At 68.1% G+C, this 15,834-nt stretch carries 15 protein-coding genes; 13 read left to right on the forward strand and 2 right to left on the reverse strand.

Annotated features, from left to right (window positions below; translation table 11 throughout):
- Positions 1-2: 2 nt before the first annotated feature.
- On the reverse strand, positions 3-1,280 hold the full coding sequence (locus ACLFA2_RS14095) for a DUF445 domain-containing protein (RefSeq protein WP_347123194.1): 1,278 nt from the start codon (positions 1,278-1,280) through the stop codon (positions 3-5).
- Between the two features lie 105 nt (positions 1,281-1,385).
- Here ACLFA2_RS14095 and ACLFA2_RS14100 point away from each other — a divergent pair, with 105 nt between their 5' ends.
- Positions 1,386-1,658: a metal-sensitive transcriptional regulator gene (locus ACLFA2_RS14100; protein ID WP_021199979.1), complete on the forward strand. Its 273-nt coding sequence runs from the start codon at positions 1,386-1,388 to the stop codon at positions 1,656-1,658.
- Positions 1,659-1,721: 63 nt separating this feature from the next.
- Here the strand turns inward: ACLFA2_RS14100 and ACLFA2_RS14105 are convergent, their stop codons facing one another.
- Complete coding sequence (locus tag ACLFA2_RS14105; protein WP_021199978.1) at positions 1,722-3,272, reverse strand: amino acid permease; 1,551 nt, start codon at positions 3,270-3,272, stop codon at positions 1,722-1,724.
- Between the two features lie 156 nt (positions 3,273-3,428).
- Between ACLFA2_RS14105 and ACLFA2_RS14110 the strand changes: the two genes are divergently transcribed.
- The 12 genes from ACLFA2_RS14110 (at position 3,429) to ACLFA2_RS14165 (ending at position 15,818) form a co-directional block, all read left to right on the forward strand.
- Positions 3,429-4,784 (forward strand): glutamine synthetase family protein, encoded by a 1,356-nt coding sequence (locus ACLFA2_RS14110; protein ID WP_426621497.1) that lies wholly within the window; start codon positions 3,429-3,431, stop codon positions 4,782-4,784.
- A complete protein-coding gene (locus ACLFA2_RS14115; protein ID WP_426621498.1) occupies positions 4,765-5,517 on the forward strand; it encodes a gamma-glutamyl-gamma-aminobutyrate hydrolase family protein in 753 nt (250 codons plus the stop codon). The genes ACLFA2_RS14110 and ACLFA2_RS14115 overlap by 20 nt, the downstream gene beginning before the upstream one ends.
- On the forward strand, positions 5,514-6,875 hold the full coding sequence (locus ACLFA2_RS14120; protein ID WP_426621499.1) for an aldehyde dehydrogenase family protein: 1,362 nt from the start codon (positions 5,514-5,516) through the stop codon (positions 6,873-6,875). The genes ACLFA2_RS14115 and ACLFA2_RS14120 overlap by 4 nt, the downstream gene beginning before the upstream one ends.
- Before the next feature lie 39 nt (positions 6,876-6,914).
- Positions 6,915-7,694 (forward strand): 3-oxoacyl-ACP reductase, encoded by a 780-nt coding sequence (locus ACLFA2_RS14125; RefSeq protein ID WP_021199974.1) that lies wholly within the window; start codon positions 6,915-6,917, stop codon positions 7,692-7,694.
- Positions 7,695-7,727: 33 nt separating this feature from the next.
- On the forward strand, positions 7,728-8,456 hold the full coding sequence (locus ACLFA2_RS14130; protein WP_136024173.1) for a FadR/GntR family transcriptional regulator: 729 nt from the start codon (positions 7,728-7,730) through the stop codon (positions 8,454-8,456).
- Between the two features lie 137 nt (positions 8,457-8,593).
- Complete coding sequence (locus ACLFA2_RS14135; protein ID WP_021199972.1) at positions 8,594-9,754, forward strand: ABC transporter ATP-binding protein; 1,161 nt, start codon at positions 8,594-8,596, stop codon at positions 9,752-9,754.
- Positions 9,751-10,929 carry a polyamine ABC transporter substrate-binding protein gene (locus tag ACLFA2_RS14140; protein WP_426621500.1) on the forward strand — a complete coding sequence of 393 codons (1,179 nt, stop codon included), beginning with the start codon at positions 9,751-9,753 and terminating at the stop codon, positions 10,927-10,929. Before ACLFA2_RS14135 ends, ACLFA2_RS14140 begins: the two co-directional genes overlap by 4 nt.
- Positions 10,922-11,806, forward strand: a complete 885-nt coding sequence (locus ACLFA2_RS14145; protein ID WP_426621501.1) for an ABC transporter permease — start codon at positions 10,922-10,924, stop codon at positions 11,804-11,806. Before ACLFA2_RS14140 ends, ACLFA2_RS14145 begins: the two co-directional genes overlap by 8 nt.
- Positions 11,803-12,678 carry an ABC transporter permease gene (locus ACLFA2_RS14150; RefSeq protein WP_021199969.1) on the forward strand — a complete coding sequence of 292 codons (876 nt, stop codon included), beginning with the start codon at positions 11,803-11,805 and terminating at the stop codon, positions 12,676-12,678. Before ACLFA2_RS14145 ends, ACLFA2_RS14150 begins: the two co-directional genes overlap by 4 nt.
- A gap of 2 nt (positions 12,679-12,680) precedes the next feature.
- Entirely contained in the window at positions 12,681-14,345 is a 1,665-nt protein-coding gene (locus ACLFA2_RS14155) for an amidohydrolase (protein ID WP_426621502.1), read from the forward strand.
- Between the two features lie 448 nt (positions 14,346-14,793).
- Complete coding sequence (locus ACLFA2_RS14160) at positions 14,794-15,564, forward strand: hypothetical protein (RefSeq protein WP_426621503.1); 771 nt, start codon at positions 14,794-14,796, stop codon at positions 15,562-15,564.
- Between the two features lie 20 nt (positions 15,565-15,584).
- Positions 15,585-15,818, forward strand: a complete 234-nt coding sequence (locus ACLFA2_RS14165) for a hypothetical protein (protein ID WP_021199966.1) — start codon at positions 15,585-15,587, stop codon at positions 15,816-15,818.
- Positions 15,819-15,834: the final 16 nt, after the last annotated feature.

A 15,834-nucleotide genomic window follows, 5' to 3' on the forward strand; every position in this document is an offset into this window, starting at 1 on the left:
GGTCAGACTCCGGGGATCAGGGCGTGGGCGATGGAGAAGATGGCGAGACCGGCCAGGGCGCCGACGAACGTGCCGTTCAGGCGGATGTACTGCAGGTCGCGGCCGACCATGAGCTCGATCTTCTCGGTGGTCTCGGCCGGATCCCAGCGCTCGACGGTGTCGGTGATGATCGAGGCGATGTCGTGCCGGTAGCGGTCGACGAGGAAGACCGCGGCGTCGGATACCCACGTGTCGACCCGATTCTGCAACGCGGTATCGGTCGTGAGGCGCTCGCCGACCTCCTGCAGTGCCTGCACGGCGCGGCGGCGCAGACCGCTCTGCGGATCGGCGAGGGCCGTGAGCAGGCCGTTCTTCGCGGTGTTCCAGGCCTCGGCGGCCAGGGCGCCGACACGGGGGCTGTCGAACAGCGAGGCCTTGGCGTTCTCGAGCTTCGCGCGCGTGGCCGGATCGTTCTGCAGGCTGTCCGCCAGACGCGCCAGGTAGCCGTCGACGGCGAGACGAGCCGGATGGCGCGGGTCGGCCTGCACGGCGTGCACGAACTTGACGGCCTCGTGATAGACGGTGTCGTCGATGAACCGGTGCGCGAGCTTCGGCACCCACCCGGGGAGGCGTCGGGAGACGAGGCCGCTGAACGACTCGGCATTCGCGTCGAGCCAGCGCGCGATGCTGTCGGCGGCGAGGTCGACAGCGCCATGATGGGCATCCGCCTCGACGATCTTCTCCAGCCACGCTCCGGCGGGCGGACCCCATTCGGGATCGACCAGGTGCTCGCGGGCGAGGTCGGTGATCAGGTCGCGTACGTCGTCGTCGCTCAGCGCATTGAGCACGGCCGTGGCGATCGTCGCCCCCTCGGTGCCCACCCGCTCGGCGTGCGGGGCCTCGCGCAGCCATTCACCGGCGCGGAGCGCGATCCGCGTGCTCGACAGCTTGGTGCGCACCACGTCGGCTGCGAGGAAGTTCGTCTCCACGAACTCCCCGAGGGAGCGGCCGATCTCGTCCTTGCGGTTCGGGATGATCGCGGTGTGCGGGATGGGCAGCCCGAGCGGACGGCGGAAGAGCGCCGTCACCGCGAACCAGTCTGCGAGGGCACCCACCATGCCGCCCTCGGCCGCAGCGCGCACATAGGCGAGCCCGTCGAACCGCTGTTGGAACGCGAAGGCGAACACGAACACGACGGCCATGAACACCAGAGCCCCGAGGGCGACGGCCTTCATGCGTCGGAGCGCGCGGAGGCGTTCCTGGTCGGCGGGCGAGAGCTGCGTCATCGGTGTTCGCGGCATGACGTCATCCTTTCACGGTGCTGCCCCGACGGTCCCGACCGGCGACGGTGCGGTGTCTCGGTGCGCAGACAGCCGCACACCCGGAGAGACGAGTACCCTCAAGGGGTGATCGAAGACATCAAGAAGCGTGCGCTGCACCGCACCAGCATCCTCGAGGGGCAGATGCGCGGCGTCGCGCGGATGATCGAGAACGAGGACTACTGCATGGACATCATCACGCAGTCCCGTGCGATCCAGCGCTCGTTGGAGTCGCTGAACCGGCTGCTGCTGGAGAACCACCTCCGTACGCACGTGACGCACATGTTCGACGAGGGCGGCGAGGAGCGCGACAAGGCCGTCGTCGAGCTGCTCAAGGCCTTCGACTTCGACCGCAAGTAGAGCGCTCCGGGGTCGGGCACGACACAGCGCCCCGACCGACTCGTCGAGGCGCTGTGCGCGGACTCACCGGCCGCTGTCGTCGAACACCTCACCCTCCATGGCGTCATAGCCCTCGGTCTGCGGATCGCCGTGCGAGCCGCCCGAGATCGCGTACTCCTCCTCCGGGGAGAGCACCAGACGGTGGCGGAAGAAGAGCCCGAACCCGAGCAGGATCACGACGTACACGATCGCGATCGCGATGATCGCCGGTCCGAACGTCGGATTCAGCAGGAATCCGACGAAGATGAGCGCGGCGATCACCAGCGCGACGGCCGCACCGGGGATGCCCCACGGGCTGCGGTACGGGCGGTCGACGTTCGGATACTTCTTCCGCAGGATCATGAACGACACCAGCTGCAGGCCGTAGGCGAGCACGGCACCCCAGACCGCGATGTTCAGCACGATCGCACCGGCGACCGAACCCGCGCCCTCGGCGTCGACGGCCGCGAGCACATCGAGCACGATGAGGGCGACGAAGCCGATCGCCGCACCCACGACGAGAGCCACCCAGGGGGTCTGTCGTTTGCCGGTGAGGGACAGGAACCGCGGGTAGTAGCCCGCACGGGACAGTGAGTACATGTTGCGGCCGTAGGCGAACATGATGCCCTGCAGGGACGCGAGCAGTCCGATCAGGGCGAAGAGGGCGAGCACCGCGGCGAGCTGGTCGCCGACGATCGCGCGGAAGCCGTCGAGCAGGGGCTCGCCGGCGGTGCCCGTGGCCTCGGCCCCGATCACGCCCGTGTTCAGGAACAGCACGAGCAGACCCGTGACGATGAGGGTGCCGCGAGCCCAGAATCCGGCCTTGGGGATGTCGCGGGTGGGATTGTGCGATTCCTCCGCGGCCAGGGGCAGCTCTTCGATGCCGAGGAAGAACCACATCGCGAACGGGAGGGCGAACAGGATCGGCAGCACCCCGTGTGGCAGGAACTCGGTCTGGCCCGGATCGGGCGCGATGTTCCAGAGAGCGTCCCAGCTGAAGGCGCCGGAGAAGATGGCCATCAGGGAGAAGACCAGGATGATGCCGATCGAGATGATCGACACGACGATCGCGAAGCGGAAGGAGATCGCCGCGCCCGCGGAGTTCAGCGCGATGAAGACGACGTAGAGGATCAGGTACCAGAGCCACCCCGGCAGTTCCAGCCCCAGCAGCTCGCTCGTGATGCCGTTCGCATACGACGCCGAGAAGTAGACGATCACCGCCGTGGTCGCCACGTACTCGATGGTCTCGGCGGCGCCGGTCACCAGGCCGCCCCACGGGCCCATCGCGGAACGGGCGAACGAGTAGGCGCCGCCGGTGTGCGGCATCATCGCGGCCATCTCGCCGATCGCGAAGATCATGCCGTAGTACATGAGGACGAGGATCACGAAGGCGATCAGCATCCCGCCGAAGCCCGCGAAGTCGATACCGAAGTTCCATCCGGAGAAGTCGCCGGAGATGACGGCTGCGACCGCGAGCCCCCACAGTCCCCAGACGCCGGCGGATCTCTTCAGCGTCCGTTTCTCGAAGTACTCGCTTCCGGCACGTGTATAGGTCGCCCCAGCGACCTTGCGGGACTCACTGCTCTGCTCAGACATCCCCTCTCCGTTCGCATGCACACAGGCGCCGGGTGCACCTTGCGGATGATTGTGGCAGTCAATGGTGGTTTCGTCTACCTTTAGACGCCGAGGTGATCTACTCTGAGGGCGAAGCCGGTCGGCCGATCGCTTCACCACGACGACGGGAGCGAGAAGATGTCGGGAAACCTGAGCATCGAGCAGCTGGATGCCGGCATCGCCGCCGGCGAGATCGACACGGTGATCGTCGCCTTCGCCGATGCGCAGGGACGGCTGGTCGGCAAACGGGTCTCCGCGAGGCTGTTCCAGGAGGACATCCTGCATCACGGCGCCGAAGCCTGCGACTACCTGCTGTCGGTCGATGTCGACATGAACACGGTCGACGGCTACGCGATGTCGGGATGGGATCGCGGGTACGGCGACATGGTGCTGCGGCCCGACGTCGCGACCCTCCGCCGCATCCCGTGGCTCGATGGAACCGCGCTCGTGATCGCCGATCTGGTGTGGGGGAACGGTGAACCGGTGGGGCCCTCACCGAGAGCCATCCTCGATCGGCAGCGCGACCGTCTCGCCGAGCGGGGCTGGACAGCGTTCTCGGGCACCGAGCTCGAGTTCATCGTCTTCGACGACACCTATCGCGAAGCCTGGGCCCGCAAGTACGAGGGGCTCACACCGTCGACCGATTACAACGTCGACTACAACCTGCTCGCCTCCACGCGCCTCGAACCCCTGCTGCGCGACATCCGCAACAGCATGGACGGCGCGGGACTGTACTGCGAGGGCGTGAAGGGGGAGTGCAACCTGGGGCAGCAGGAGATCGCGTTCCGCTACGCCGAGGTGCGCGAGACCGCCGACCAGCATGCGCTCTACAAGAACGGCGCGAAGGAGATCGCGGAGCAGCACGGACAGGCACTCACCTTCATGGCCAAGTTCAACGAGCGCGAGGGCAACAGCTGCCACATCCATCTCTCCCTACGTGCCGCCGACGGCACCCCGGTCATGGCGGGGGACGGCGAGCATGGGTTCAGCCCGATCATGGAGCACTGGATCGCCGGCATCCTCGCGACCCTGCGCGAATTCACCCTGCTCTACGCGCCCAACATCAACTCGTACAAGCGGTTCGCGAAGGGCAGCTTCGCCCCGACCGGCGTCGCCTGGGGCATCGACAACCGCACCTGCGCGCTGCGCGTGATCGGCTCCGGCTCCGGCCTGCGGGTCGAGAACCGGGTGCCGGGCGGCGACGTGAACCCCTACCTCGGCATCTCGGCGATCATCGCCGGGGGCCTGTACGGCATCGAGAACGAGCTGCCGTTGCCCGAGTGCTTCACAGGCAACGCCTACGAAGCCGGCGTCGAGCACCTGCCCACCACCCTCCGAGAGGCGGCGCAGCTGTTCAGCGAATCATCCATCGCCCGCGCGGCGTTCGGCGACGACGTCGTGGACCACTACCTGAACCAGGCGCGCATCGAGGTCGAGGCCTACGACGCCGCCGTCACCGACTGGGAGCGCATCCGTGGTTTCGAGCGGCTCTGACCTGGCCCCGCTGATCGGTGTCACGACCTATCTCGAGCGGGCGCAGCAGGGGGTGTGGGATGTGCGGGCGGCGTTCCTGCCCGAGCAGTATCTGACCGGGGTGACGGATGCCGGCGGCATCGCGCTGCTGCTGCCGCCGCAGGACCCGGCGTCGGCGGAGGCCGCCATCGCCGGCATGGACGGCCTGATCCTCTCCGGAGGCGCGGATGTCGCCCCCGAGCTCTACGGCGAGGAGCGGCATCCGCTCACCGATCCCGCACGCGTCGACCGCGACGCGTGGGAGCTGGCGCTGTTCCGTGCGGCCGAGCGACGACGCATCCCGGTGCTCGCGATCTGCCGAGGGCTGCAGCTCGTCAACGTGGCACGGGGAGGCACACTCCAGCAGCATCTGCCCGAATCGCTCGGCACCGAGCGGTACCGCCTCGGCGGCGGCGTCTTCGCCGAGAACGACATCGAGGTCTCGGACGACACCGCGCTCGCCGAGGTGCTCGGTGCGGGCGGCGTGCGCGTGCACAGCTACCACCACCAGGGCATCGATCGCCTCGGGGAAGGGCTGGTCGCGGCTGCGCACTCCGACGACGGACTCGTGCAGGCGTTCGTCGACACCTCGGCCGGCCACATCGTCGGCATCCAATGGCATCCGGAGGAGAACGCCGACGACCGGCGCCTCTTCGCCGATCTCGTCTCAGAGGCTCGTGCGCTCGCCGCGCGGCGGAAGGAGGGCGCCCGATGAGCGCGTTCACAGTCATCAACCCGTCGACCGGGAAAGCGATCCGCGACGTCGCCCGTGCCGATGCCGCCGAGACCGATGCCGCGATCGCCCGCGCCGTCGCTGCTCAGCGCCGATGGGCGGCGCTCGCCCCGGTCGCGCGGGCCGATGCCCTCCGGTCGTTCGCCCGTGCGGTCGAGGGCGCGGCCGAGGAACTGGCGCAGCTCGAGGTACTCAACTCCGGGCATCCGATCGGCTCCGCCCGCTGGGAAGCCGGCCACGTGGCCCAGGTGCTCAACTACTACTCCGCCGACCCGGAGCGGCTGTCCGGGCATCAGATCCCGGTGGCCGGTGGCCTCGACGTCACCTTCCACGACCCCTACGGCGTGATCGGCGTCATCGTGCCGTGGAACTTCCCCATGACGATCGCGTCCTGGGCGTTCGCGCCGGCGCTCGCCGCGGGCAATGCCGTGGTGCTGAAGCCGGCCGAGCTCACACCGCTCACCGCGATCCGCCTGGGCGAGCTCGCGCTCGAGGCGGGGCTCCCCGAGGGGCTGTTCCAGGTCGTCACGGGCTCGGGCTCCGTCGTCGGTCAGCGCCTGGTCGAGCATCCGGATGTGCGCAAGGTGGTCTTCACGGGCTCGACTGGGGTCGGGATCGAGGTCGCCGCCGGATGCGCCAGGGCGCTCAAGCCCGTGACGCTCGAGCTCGGCGGCAAGAGCGCGAACATCGTCTTCGCCGATGCCGACCTCGAGCGGGCGGCGGCGGGAGTCCCGGGCTCGGTGTTCGACAACGCCGGCCAGGACTGCTGCGCACGCAGTCGGCTCCTGGTGCAGCGCTCGGTGTACGACCGCTTCCTCGAGCTGCTCGAACCGGCCGTGACCGCGTGGCGCGTGGGCGACCCCGCGCGTGAGGACACCGACATGGGGCCGCTCATCTCGGCGGGGCACCGCGACACCGTCGCCTCGTTCCTCGACGGCGCCGACATCGCGTTCCGCGGGAGCGCGCCCGAGGGAGACGGCTTCTGGTTCGCGCCGGCCGTCGTGCTCGCGGCTTCCGCCGACCGCATCGCCCAGCAGGAGGTGTTCGGTCCCGTCCTCGCGGTGATGCCCTTCGAAGACGAGGCCGACGCGATCCGCCTGGCGAACGACACGGCCTATGGTCTCGCCGGCTCGGTGTGGACCGAGAGCCTCGGGCGCGGGGTGCGTGTCGCGCGTGGTGTGCGCAGCGGCGTGCTGTCGGTGAACTCTCACTCCTCGGTGCGGTACTCCACGCCCTTCGGCGGCATGAAGGCGTCGGGGCTGGGGCGCGAGCTCGGGCCGGACGCCGCGGAGCACTTCACCGAGACCAAGAACGTCTTCTTCGCGACCGATGAATCCTGATCGTCGTGCAACCCACCCCATCCGGAACGGAGAACCCACATGAGCATCGATCTGACCCAGCGACTGAAGGACCGCGTCGCCATCATCACCGGTGGCGCGAGCGGAATCGGGTTCGCCACCGCGCAGCGCTTCGCAGCGGAGGGTGCGTTCGTCGTGATCGCCGACGTCGATCCGGCCACGGGCGAGACGGCGGCTGCCGAGGTGGGTGGGGTGTTCCGCCGGGTCGACGTCGCCGACGAAGACCTGGTAAATGCGCTGTTCGACGGCGTCGCCGAGGAGTTCGGACGTATCGACATCGCCTTCAACAACGCGGGCATCTCACCGGCGGACGACGATTCGATCGAGACGACCGAGCTCCCGGCGTGGGATCGGGTGCAGGACGTGAACCTCAAGAGCGTGTACCTGTGCAGCCGCGCCGCGCTGCGGCACATGGTGCCGGCGGGACGCGGGTCGATCATCAACACCGCCTCCTTCGTCGCGCTGCTCGGTTCGGCGACCTCGCAGATCAGCTACACCGCGTCGAAGGGCGGCGTGCTGGCGATGTCCCGCGAGCTGGGGGTGCAGTTCGCGCGCCAAGGAGTGCGGGTGAACGCGCTGTGCCCCGGACCGGTGAACACCCCGCTGCTGCAGGAGCTGTTCGCGAAGGATCCGGAGCGGGCGCAGCGGCGCCTCGTGCATGTGCCGATGGGACGCTTCGCCGAGCCGACGGAACTCGCAGCGGCGGTCGCCTTCCTCGCCTCGGACGACTCGTCGTTCATCACGGCGAGCGCCTTCGTCGTCGACGGCGGGATCACGAACGCCTACGTCACCCCGCTGTGAGCGCCCCTCACCTCGCTGTGACAGGGTGAAGGCATGAGCGAGCACCCCCACGACGGCGACCTCGTCGAGGTGCGCAGAGCGGTCTACCGGCCGTTGCGGCGCGGCAACGCCCTGGAGGACACGGTCGCCCGGCTCGTGCAGACGATCCGTCTCGGCGTCGTCGCTCCGGGGGAATCGCTGCCGCCCGAGCGCGAGCTCGCGGCATCGTTCGGGGTCAGTCGCGACACCGTGCGCGAGGCGATCCGCGAACTCGCGGACACCGGCTACCTGCTCCCACGGCGCGGCCGGTACGGAGGGACGTTCGTCGCCGATCCGCTGCCGCACCCGACCGTGTCGGGCACCGTGACCGCGGAGGAGATCGACGATGTGCTCGGGCTGCGCCTGGTGCTCGAGACCGGTGCCGTGCGTGCCGCGGCGAGCCGATCGCTCGACGCCGCGACGCGCGCCGACCTCTGGGCGCGGCACGAGGCGGCTCTGCCGGCCGGGCCGGATGAATACCGGCGCCTGGACACTTTGCTGCACCTGTCGATCGCCGAGGCCGCGGGCATCCCCTCGCTCGTCGCTCTGGTCGCCGAGAACAGGGCGGATGTGAACGCCTGGCTCGACACCTTCCCGCTGATGCCGCGCAATATCCAGCACTCGGGCGCGCAGCACGAGGGCATCGTCTCGGCGATCCTCGCCGGACGCCCGGATGCGGCCGAGGCCGCAATGCGCGATCACCTCGCCGGATCCGAGGCGTTGTTGCGCGGCTTCCTCATCTGATCAGCGCTAATCGGTCGCGACTTCGACGATTCGCAACGGATATCGTTGCGAATCGATCAAGAGACTTCCGATTTCGCTATACCTGGCGACTTTCCTGTGTCAGACTCGCGGCAAGCGAATCTCAATGGGGAGGCTCCATGCCCGACACCACCCGAACGTCGACGGCGACACTCGACGCCCCCACCGTCACCGGTGCGGTCCGCATCGATGGCGTGACCAAGCGGTACGGCACCGCCATCGCGGTCGACGACCTGAGTCTCGACGTGCAACCGGGCGAGTTCCTCTCGCTCCTCGGTCCGTCGGGCTGTGGGAAGACGACCACGCTGCGTATGATCGCGGGCTTCGAGTATCCGGATGCCGGGGACATCCTCATCTCCGGCCGCAGTGTCCTGAACCTGCCGCCCTATCGGCGCGAGGTCAACACCGTCTTCCAGGCCTACGCCCTGTTCCCGCACCTCACGGTCGCCGAGAACGTCGCCTACGGTCTGCAGCAACGGCGCGTTCCCAAAGCCGAGCAGCGGGAGCGGGTGAGTGAAGCGCTCGACATGGTGCAGCTGCGGGCGTTCGCCGATCGCAAGCCGACGCAGCTCTCCGGCGGCCAGCAGCAGCGGATCGCGCTGTCGCGGGCGCTCATCAACCGGCCGAGCGTGCTCCTGCTGGATGAGCCGCTCGCGGCGCTGGACCGTCAGCTGCGCGAGGAGATGCAGCTCGAGCTCAAGCTTCTGCAGGCCCGCCTCGGTACGACTTTCGTGTTCGTCACGCACGATCAGGCCGAGGCGCTGTCGATGAGCGATCGGATCGCGGTGATGCGCGCGGGACGGATCGAGCAGCTCGATGCGCCCGCGGCCATCTATGCGGAGCCCGCGTCGGCCTACGTCGCCTCGTTCATCGGGCAGCAGAACTTCGTGCACGGCACGGTGCGTGCCGACGGTGAGGCCGTCGACACGGCGATCGGCGTGATCGCCGGTCGCTGGGGTGGCGAGCGGGTCGCCGCCGGTCAGCCGGCGGTCGCTGCGATCCGGCCCGAGTACGTCCGCCTGGAACAGGGCGAGGGTGCAGGGGTCCGCGGTCGTGTGCTCGGGGTCTCGCATCTCGGCGAGACACTGCAGGTCGCGGTGCGCATCGGCGAGGATGCCACGTTCCTCTCGCGCATGCCGGCGCCCACCGCGCCGGAGGTCGGAGTCGACGACGAGGTCCGTTGCGTCTGGAATCCCGCGGATGCACGGCTGTTCGCCGCGGACGGCATCCCCACGACGGCGACGCACGTGATCACCCTGCCCAAGGACGGCGGCCGGTGACCGGTACGCCTCCGGTGCGGGTGCTCGCGCACCGGAGCGCCGCGCGGGTGATCCGCACCGAGCTGACCAGGCGCGGCTTCCTCGCCACCGCCATCATGGCGGGCGGCGCGGTCGTGCTCAGCGCGTGCGCACCGGGCCAGAACGCCGCGGCCGTGCACGCCAAGGGGGGACCGCTCGAGGACAAGCTCTCGATCTACAGCTGGGGCGACTACGACGCGCCGGAAGTGCTCGAGCAGTTCACAGCCGAGAGCGGCCCGCGCATCGTGCTCGACGCCTTCAACTCGAACGAAGAGCTGATCGCCAAGCTCGTCGCGGCGCGGGGCACCTCGGGCTACGACATCGTGGTGCCGACCGGCGTCTTCGTCGGACCGATGGCCGAGAACGGCCTCCTGCAGAAGTTCAACCTCGACCTGTTGCCGAACATGAAGCACGTGGCGCCGGAGTTCCGCGGGCGCTCGTGGGATCCGGGCAACGAGTACTCCGTGTGCAAGGCATGGGGGACGACCGGTTTCGTGTACGACAAGAGGGTGATCTCCCGAGAGCTCACGACCTGGAACGACTTCATCGACGCCGCACAGAACGAGGCCTCCGGTTCGACCTCGGTGCTCGACGATCCGGCGCCGCTGCTCGGCATCTACTTCTGGGCGAACGGTATCGACTGGACCACCACGGACCCGGACGACCTCGACGCCGTCGAGAGGTTCCTGGTGAAGGACCTCGCGCCGCACATCTCGGCGTTCGACTCGTACCCGGGAGGTTCGTCGATCCCGCAGGCCTCGCACGCGCTGCTGCAGTCCTACAACGGCGACGCGAGGCTCGGCATCTTCGAGTCCGACGACCCCGATCGGTGGCAGTGGGTGCTGGGGAGCCCCGCGACCGAGCTGTGGATGGACAACTGGGCGATCGCCGCCGGTGCCCCGCACCCGGAGGCGGCACACGCATTCATCGACTTCGTGCTGCAGCCTGACGTGCAGCTCGCACAGGTCGACTACATCGGCTACGACACCGGCATCTCGGGGATCCGGGAGGAGGCGGAGGCCGCGGGGCTGGAACGGCTCGACATGGTGTTCTTCGACGAGGAGCAGGTGGCCACGATGCACGAGGGCAAGCTGACGGACGCACAGGACCGCGTCGTCTCGATCTGGAACTCGATGAAGGCGGCTGCCGGTGCCTAAGCTCAAGTTCGGTCTCGCCATCCCGGCCTGGGCGTGGTTGCTCGTCTTCTTCGTCGCCCCGATCTTCATGGTGATCGTGTTCAGCTTCGGATACAAGCCGAGCATCTTCGCCACGCATGCGCTCGACCACCTCTCGTTCGACCGCTACCTCGAGGCGCTCTCGCCGACCTTCTTCAGCACGTTCCTGAACACGCTGTGGATCGGCATCCTGGGCACGGCCCTGTGCCTCGTGATCGGCGGACCGGTCGCCTACTGGATCGCGGTGAAGGCACCGCCCTCGAAGCGGGGGTTGCTTCTCGCGCTGGTGATGGTGCCGTTCTGGACCAACTTCCTGGTGCGTACCATCGGCTGGCAGGTGATCCTCGCGCCCGAGGGCTGGCTCTCGCAGCTGCTGCAGGGGATCGGGGTCATTCCCGGTCCGCTCGACCTGCTGTACTCGCGCGGCGCCGTGCTCCTCGGCGTCGTCTACAACTACCTGCCGCTGATGATCCTGCCGCTGTTCGTCGCCTTCGACCGGGTGTCGGGGCCGCTGCGCGAGGCGAGCAAGGATCTGGGTGCGAACAGCATCACGACCTTCCTGCGGGTGACGGTGCCGCTGGCCCGACCCGGCATCATCGCCGGCGTGCTCCTGGTGTACATCCCGCTGATGGGCGACTACATCACCGCCACCGTGCTGGGCGGAGCGAAGGGCAACATGATCGGGCAGGTGGTGGCGAGCCAGTTCCAGACCGCGCAGAACTGGGCATTGGGCTCGGCGATGGCCGTGCTGCTGATCATCGTCATCATGCTCTCGATCGCGGTCGCGGCCGGACTCCTCTGGCTCGTGACCCTGCCGCTCAGACAACGCAACCGACTCGTCCTGGGGGAGGGATCATGACCGATACGAAGACCGCCATGACGGCACCGCGCGTGCGCCGCGGCGCAGGACGCTTCGTGCTGCCGATCTGGGCGGCGCTGGTGTTCCTGTTCCTGTTCCTGCCGATTCTCGTGATCATCGCGTACTCGTTCAACGTCGGGCGCCTGCTGGTGTCCTGGGACCACTTCGGCTTCGACTCGTTCCTCGCGATCGTGAACAAGCCCGCGATCCGCGATGCCGTGCTCGTGTCGGTGCGCACCGGTCTGCTTGCGGCTCTGCTCGCCACCGCGCTGGGCACGCTGGCGGGCATCGCGATGGCACGCAATCCCGGCAGGTGGGTGTGGTGGTTCCTCGGGCTTCTGCTGCTCGTGTCGGTCACGCCCGAGATCGTCGACGCGGTCGCGCTGCTGCCGTGGCTGGTGTTCCTCGGGCAGGATGCCGGGATAGGCATCTTCAACGACGGCACGATGAGACTCGTGGTGGGGCAGTCGCTGTTCTCGATCGCCATCGTGTCGTACATCGTGCGGGCGCGGCTGGTCGGGCTCGACGCCCGCCTGGAGGAGGCATCGGCCGACCTCTACGCGCCGCCCGTGCGCACGTTCCTCAAGATCACGCTGCCGCTCGCGATGCCGGCCGTGCTCGCCGGGTTCCTGCTCTCGTTCACGCTGAGCCTCGACAACACGGTCGTGTCGGCGTTCGTGCAGGTGTCGGGAACGACGCCGTGGCCCGTCTACGTGCTCAGCGCGCTGCGCAGCGGCTTGCGTCCGGAGATCGCCGCGGTGTCGACGATCATGCTCGTACTCACGCTGTTGGCGCTCGCGCTGGTGGCCGTGGTTCTGAAGAGGGCGGGGGACTCGGCGACCGAGATCGCCCGCACGATGGCAGGGGGTTGAGCGTGGGATACGCAGATCTGGTCTTCACGGGTGGCGTGCGCGGAGGGCGGGTGTTCCTTGCCGATGCCGCGCGCACCACGGCGCACGCGGTCGCCGTGACGGACGGGTTCATCAGCGCGGTGGGGCACGACGTCGCGGCGCTGATCGGGCCGGAGACCGAGGTGATCGACCTCGCCGGCGGACTGCTGGTGCCCGGATTCCAGGACGCGCACGTGCACCCGGTGTGGGGCGGGTTGGACATGCTCCGCTGCGATCTGTCCGCTCTGGCCACCCGCGAGGAGTACCTCGACCGGATCGCCCGGTATGCGGCCGCGCACCCGGACGACGAGTGGATCCTCGGGGGCGGATGGCAGATGTCGGCGTTCCCCGGAGGCACACCGACGGCAGAAGACCTCGACTCCGTCGTGCCCGATCGCCCGGCGTTCCTGCCGAACCGTGACGGACACGGTGCCTGGGTCAACTCCCGTGCGCTCGCGCTCGCCGGCATCACCCGCGAGACGGCCGACCCCGCGGACGGGCGGATCGAGCGCGATGAGACCGGTGCCCCCAGCGGCACGCTGCACGAGGGCGCGATGGGCCTGGTCAACCGGCTCCTGCCGACCGAGGCGCCCGAGCGACTCGTGGAGGCGCTCCTGCAGGGGCAGCGCCACCTGCACTCCTACGGGGTGACGGCCTGGCAGGACGCGATCGTCGGCACCGAGTACGGCGATGCGGGCGATCCGCTCCCGGCCTATCGGACCGCCGCCGCATCCGGGGCGCTCACCGGTCGCGTCGTCGGCTCCCTGTGGTGGGATCGATCACGGGGCCTGGAGCAGATCGATGACATCGTGCGCCGTCGGGACGAGAGCACGGTCGGGCGCTTCCGGGCGCGCAGCGTGAAGATCATGCAGGACGGCGTCGCCGAGAACTTCACGGCCGCGATGCTGGAACCGTACTGCGACGGCCACGGGCACCCGCGCGAGGATTCGGGGATCTCCTTCGTCGAACCGGAGCTGCTCAAAGAAGCCGCGACCCGGCTCGACGCCCTCGGCTTCACGCTGCACTTCCACGCGATCGGCGACCGCGCCGTGCGCGAGTGCCTCGATGCGGTCGAGGCCGCGCTCGTGCAGAACGGTCCGCGCGGCAACCGGCACCACATCTCCCACATCCAGGTCGTGCACCCCGACGACATCCCGCGGTTCCGGGCGCTCGACGTCACCGCCAACATGCAGATGCTGTGGGCGACGCTCGAGCCGCAGATGGTCGACCTCACCATCCCGTTCCTCGGAGCGCAGCGCAGCGCGTGGCAGTACCCGTTCGGCGACCTGTTGCGTTCCGGTGCCGCGCTCGCGGCGGGCAGCGACTGGTCGGTCAGCACGCCGAACCCGATGGCGGCGATCCACGTGGCCGTCAACCGCCGTTCCGCGCCGACCGAGTGGGAGGGCGACTACGAACCGTTCCTCCCGGAGCAGGCGATCGACCTCGCCACGGCCCTCGTCGCCTACACGGCGGGATCGGCGCGGGTGAACCACCTCGACGACACCGGGACGATCGCGGTGGGGATGCGGGCCGACCTCGCCCTGCTCGACCGGGATCCGTTCGAGCATCCGGCGGAGGAGATCGGTCTGACCGAGGTGCGCGGCACCTGGGTCGGGGGAGAGCGGGTGTTCGACTCCGTGGGCGACTGAGTGACACCACACCGACAATTACGCCGAGGGAAATCGGGGGGAGTAGCTCAGGGCCCCTCGGTCGCTCACCGCCCCCCGGACCAGGTGCGTTGCGATCTCCTCGGCGGCCGCCGGACGCACAACGATCTGCGTGCGAAAGGTGGGGCCGGCGTAGACCTCGGGAAGCCACCAGTCGAACACATCGACGTGAGAGTGGAGTTTGCCGCCTAATCGTATATCGGTCGCTCTTCGCGATGTGGTGCGGGTTTCGCTGGTCCGTCCCCCGAATGGTGGACAGACAGGTTCTGCTGGAGTGCGGGATGCTTGTGCGCGCGGCGGGTCGAGTGATCGGAGAAACACAGTGAGATATCGAACAAAGGTTTCGGCTGGGGCGGTGGTGGCCTCCCTGGCTCTGATCTGTACGTGGGTGGGTCCGGCATATGCGTCCGAGGATGTTGACACGGTTTCGGTGGCAGACGTTGAGCGGGCTCTTGCCGGAGTGAGGGCAGGTTTGGTTGAGGATGCGGCGGCGTCTTCGCGTACAGATGATGCGGTGGCGGTGCTCGATGTCGGAGGAAGCACGGTTACCGTGCCGCGGGATGCGTCCGAGGGAGTGAAGCTCGCCGTCGGGGATGCTGTGGTGGGCATCAGCCTTCCTGCTTCGGAAGGGGGTGAAGCGGGCGTCTCATTGGAATCGGGGGCTGTCGCATACCCCTCGGATAACGGTGTGGCTAACACGGTCGTGCCATTTTCAGATGGTGTGCAGATGCTCACCACGATCGCTTCATCGAAAGCTCCCGAGCGCTTCGCCTACGGAATCGACGTTCCTGTCGGCGGTTCGGTGATGTTGGTCGAGGACGGATCAGCGGTGGTTGCGGATCGAGATGGCATCACGGTGATCACAACGAATGTGCCATGGGCGGTCGATGCGAACGGCGCTGCAGTTCCGACTCGATACGAAGTTGATGGCACTCAGCTCGTGCAGGTCGTTGAACACACTGCCCGCGATGTGGCCTATCCGGTCGTCGCCGATCCGACCTATTGGTGGGGAGGGAAAACGTGGATCCCCGCGAACAAGGTCTCGATCAGTCAAACTGCGTCCATCCTGTACGCACTGATTCCAGGATTTGTTGGCCCGGTAGCTCTCTACAACGTGGGGCTGGGGCTATGCAACCAGACCGGTAAGGGCATCTGGGTGTACTGGACCTGGGCGGGTCACATCTGGTGTACAGGACCGTAAGGAGATAAGGAGCTTCAACCATGGTCTCTCTCAATGAACTTGGCCCTATGGCGAAACGGAAGCGCAGTCTTCTCATCATCAGCTGGGTGGCGCCTGTCCTCGCGCTGGTCGCAGCCATCGTTTTCTGGAATGACCCTCCAATGCTGAGCGCGATCGCTGCAGCGATCTTGCTGCTCATGATGACGGCGCTCTATCTTGTAGAAAGAAGATTCTCCAGAGCCCTTATCGCGGCTCTGAGGCGTCAACAAACATGAAGTGACGAACGAGAAG

Source organism: Microbacterium sp. As-52 (genome assembly GCF_049949185.1).
GTDB lineage: Bacteria > Actinomycetota > Actinomycetes > Actinomycetales > Microbacteriaceae > Microbacterium > Microbacterium maritypicum_A.

Bases quoted from the DNA above. Each gene is read 5' to 3' on its own strand.
- ACLFA2_RS14110 (WP_426621497.1), top strand. From the start codon at position 3,429: ATGTCGGGAAACCTGAGCATCGAGCAGCTGGATGCCGGCATCGCCGCC.
- ACLFA2_RS14130 (WP_136024173.1), top strand. From the start codon at position 7,728: ATGAGCGAGCACCCCCACGACGGCGACCTCGTCGAGGTGCGCAGAGCG.
- ACLFA2_RS14125 (WP_021199974.1), top strand. From the start codon at position 6,915: ATGAGCATCGATCTGACCCAGCGACTGAAGGACCGCGTCGCCATCATC.
- ACLFA2_RS14150 (WP_021199969.1), top strand. From the start codon at position 11,803: ATGACCGATACGAAGACCGCCATGACGGCACCGCGCGTGCGCCGCGGC.
- ACLFA2_RS14135 (WP_021199972.1), top strand. From the start codon at position 8,594: ATGCCCGACACCACCCGAACGTCGACGGCGACACTCGACGCCCCCACC.
- ACLFA2_RS14095 (WP_347123194.1), bottom strand. From the start codon at position 1,280: ATGCCGCGAACACCGATGACGCAGCTCTCGCCCGCCGACCAGGAACGC.
- ACLFA2_RS14105 (WP_021199978.1), bottom strand. From the start codon at position 3,272: ATGTCTGAGCAGAGCAGTGAGTCCCGCAAGGTCGCTGGGGCGACCTAT.
- ACLFA2_RS14120 (WP_426621499.1), top strand. From the start codon at position 5,514: ATGAGCGCGTTCACAGTCATCAACCCGTCGACCGGGAAAGCGATCCGC.
- ACLFA2_RS14165 (WP_021199966.1), top strand. From the start codon at position 15,585: ATGGTCTCTCTCAATGAACTTGGCCCTATGGCGAAACGGAAGCGCAGT.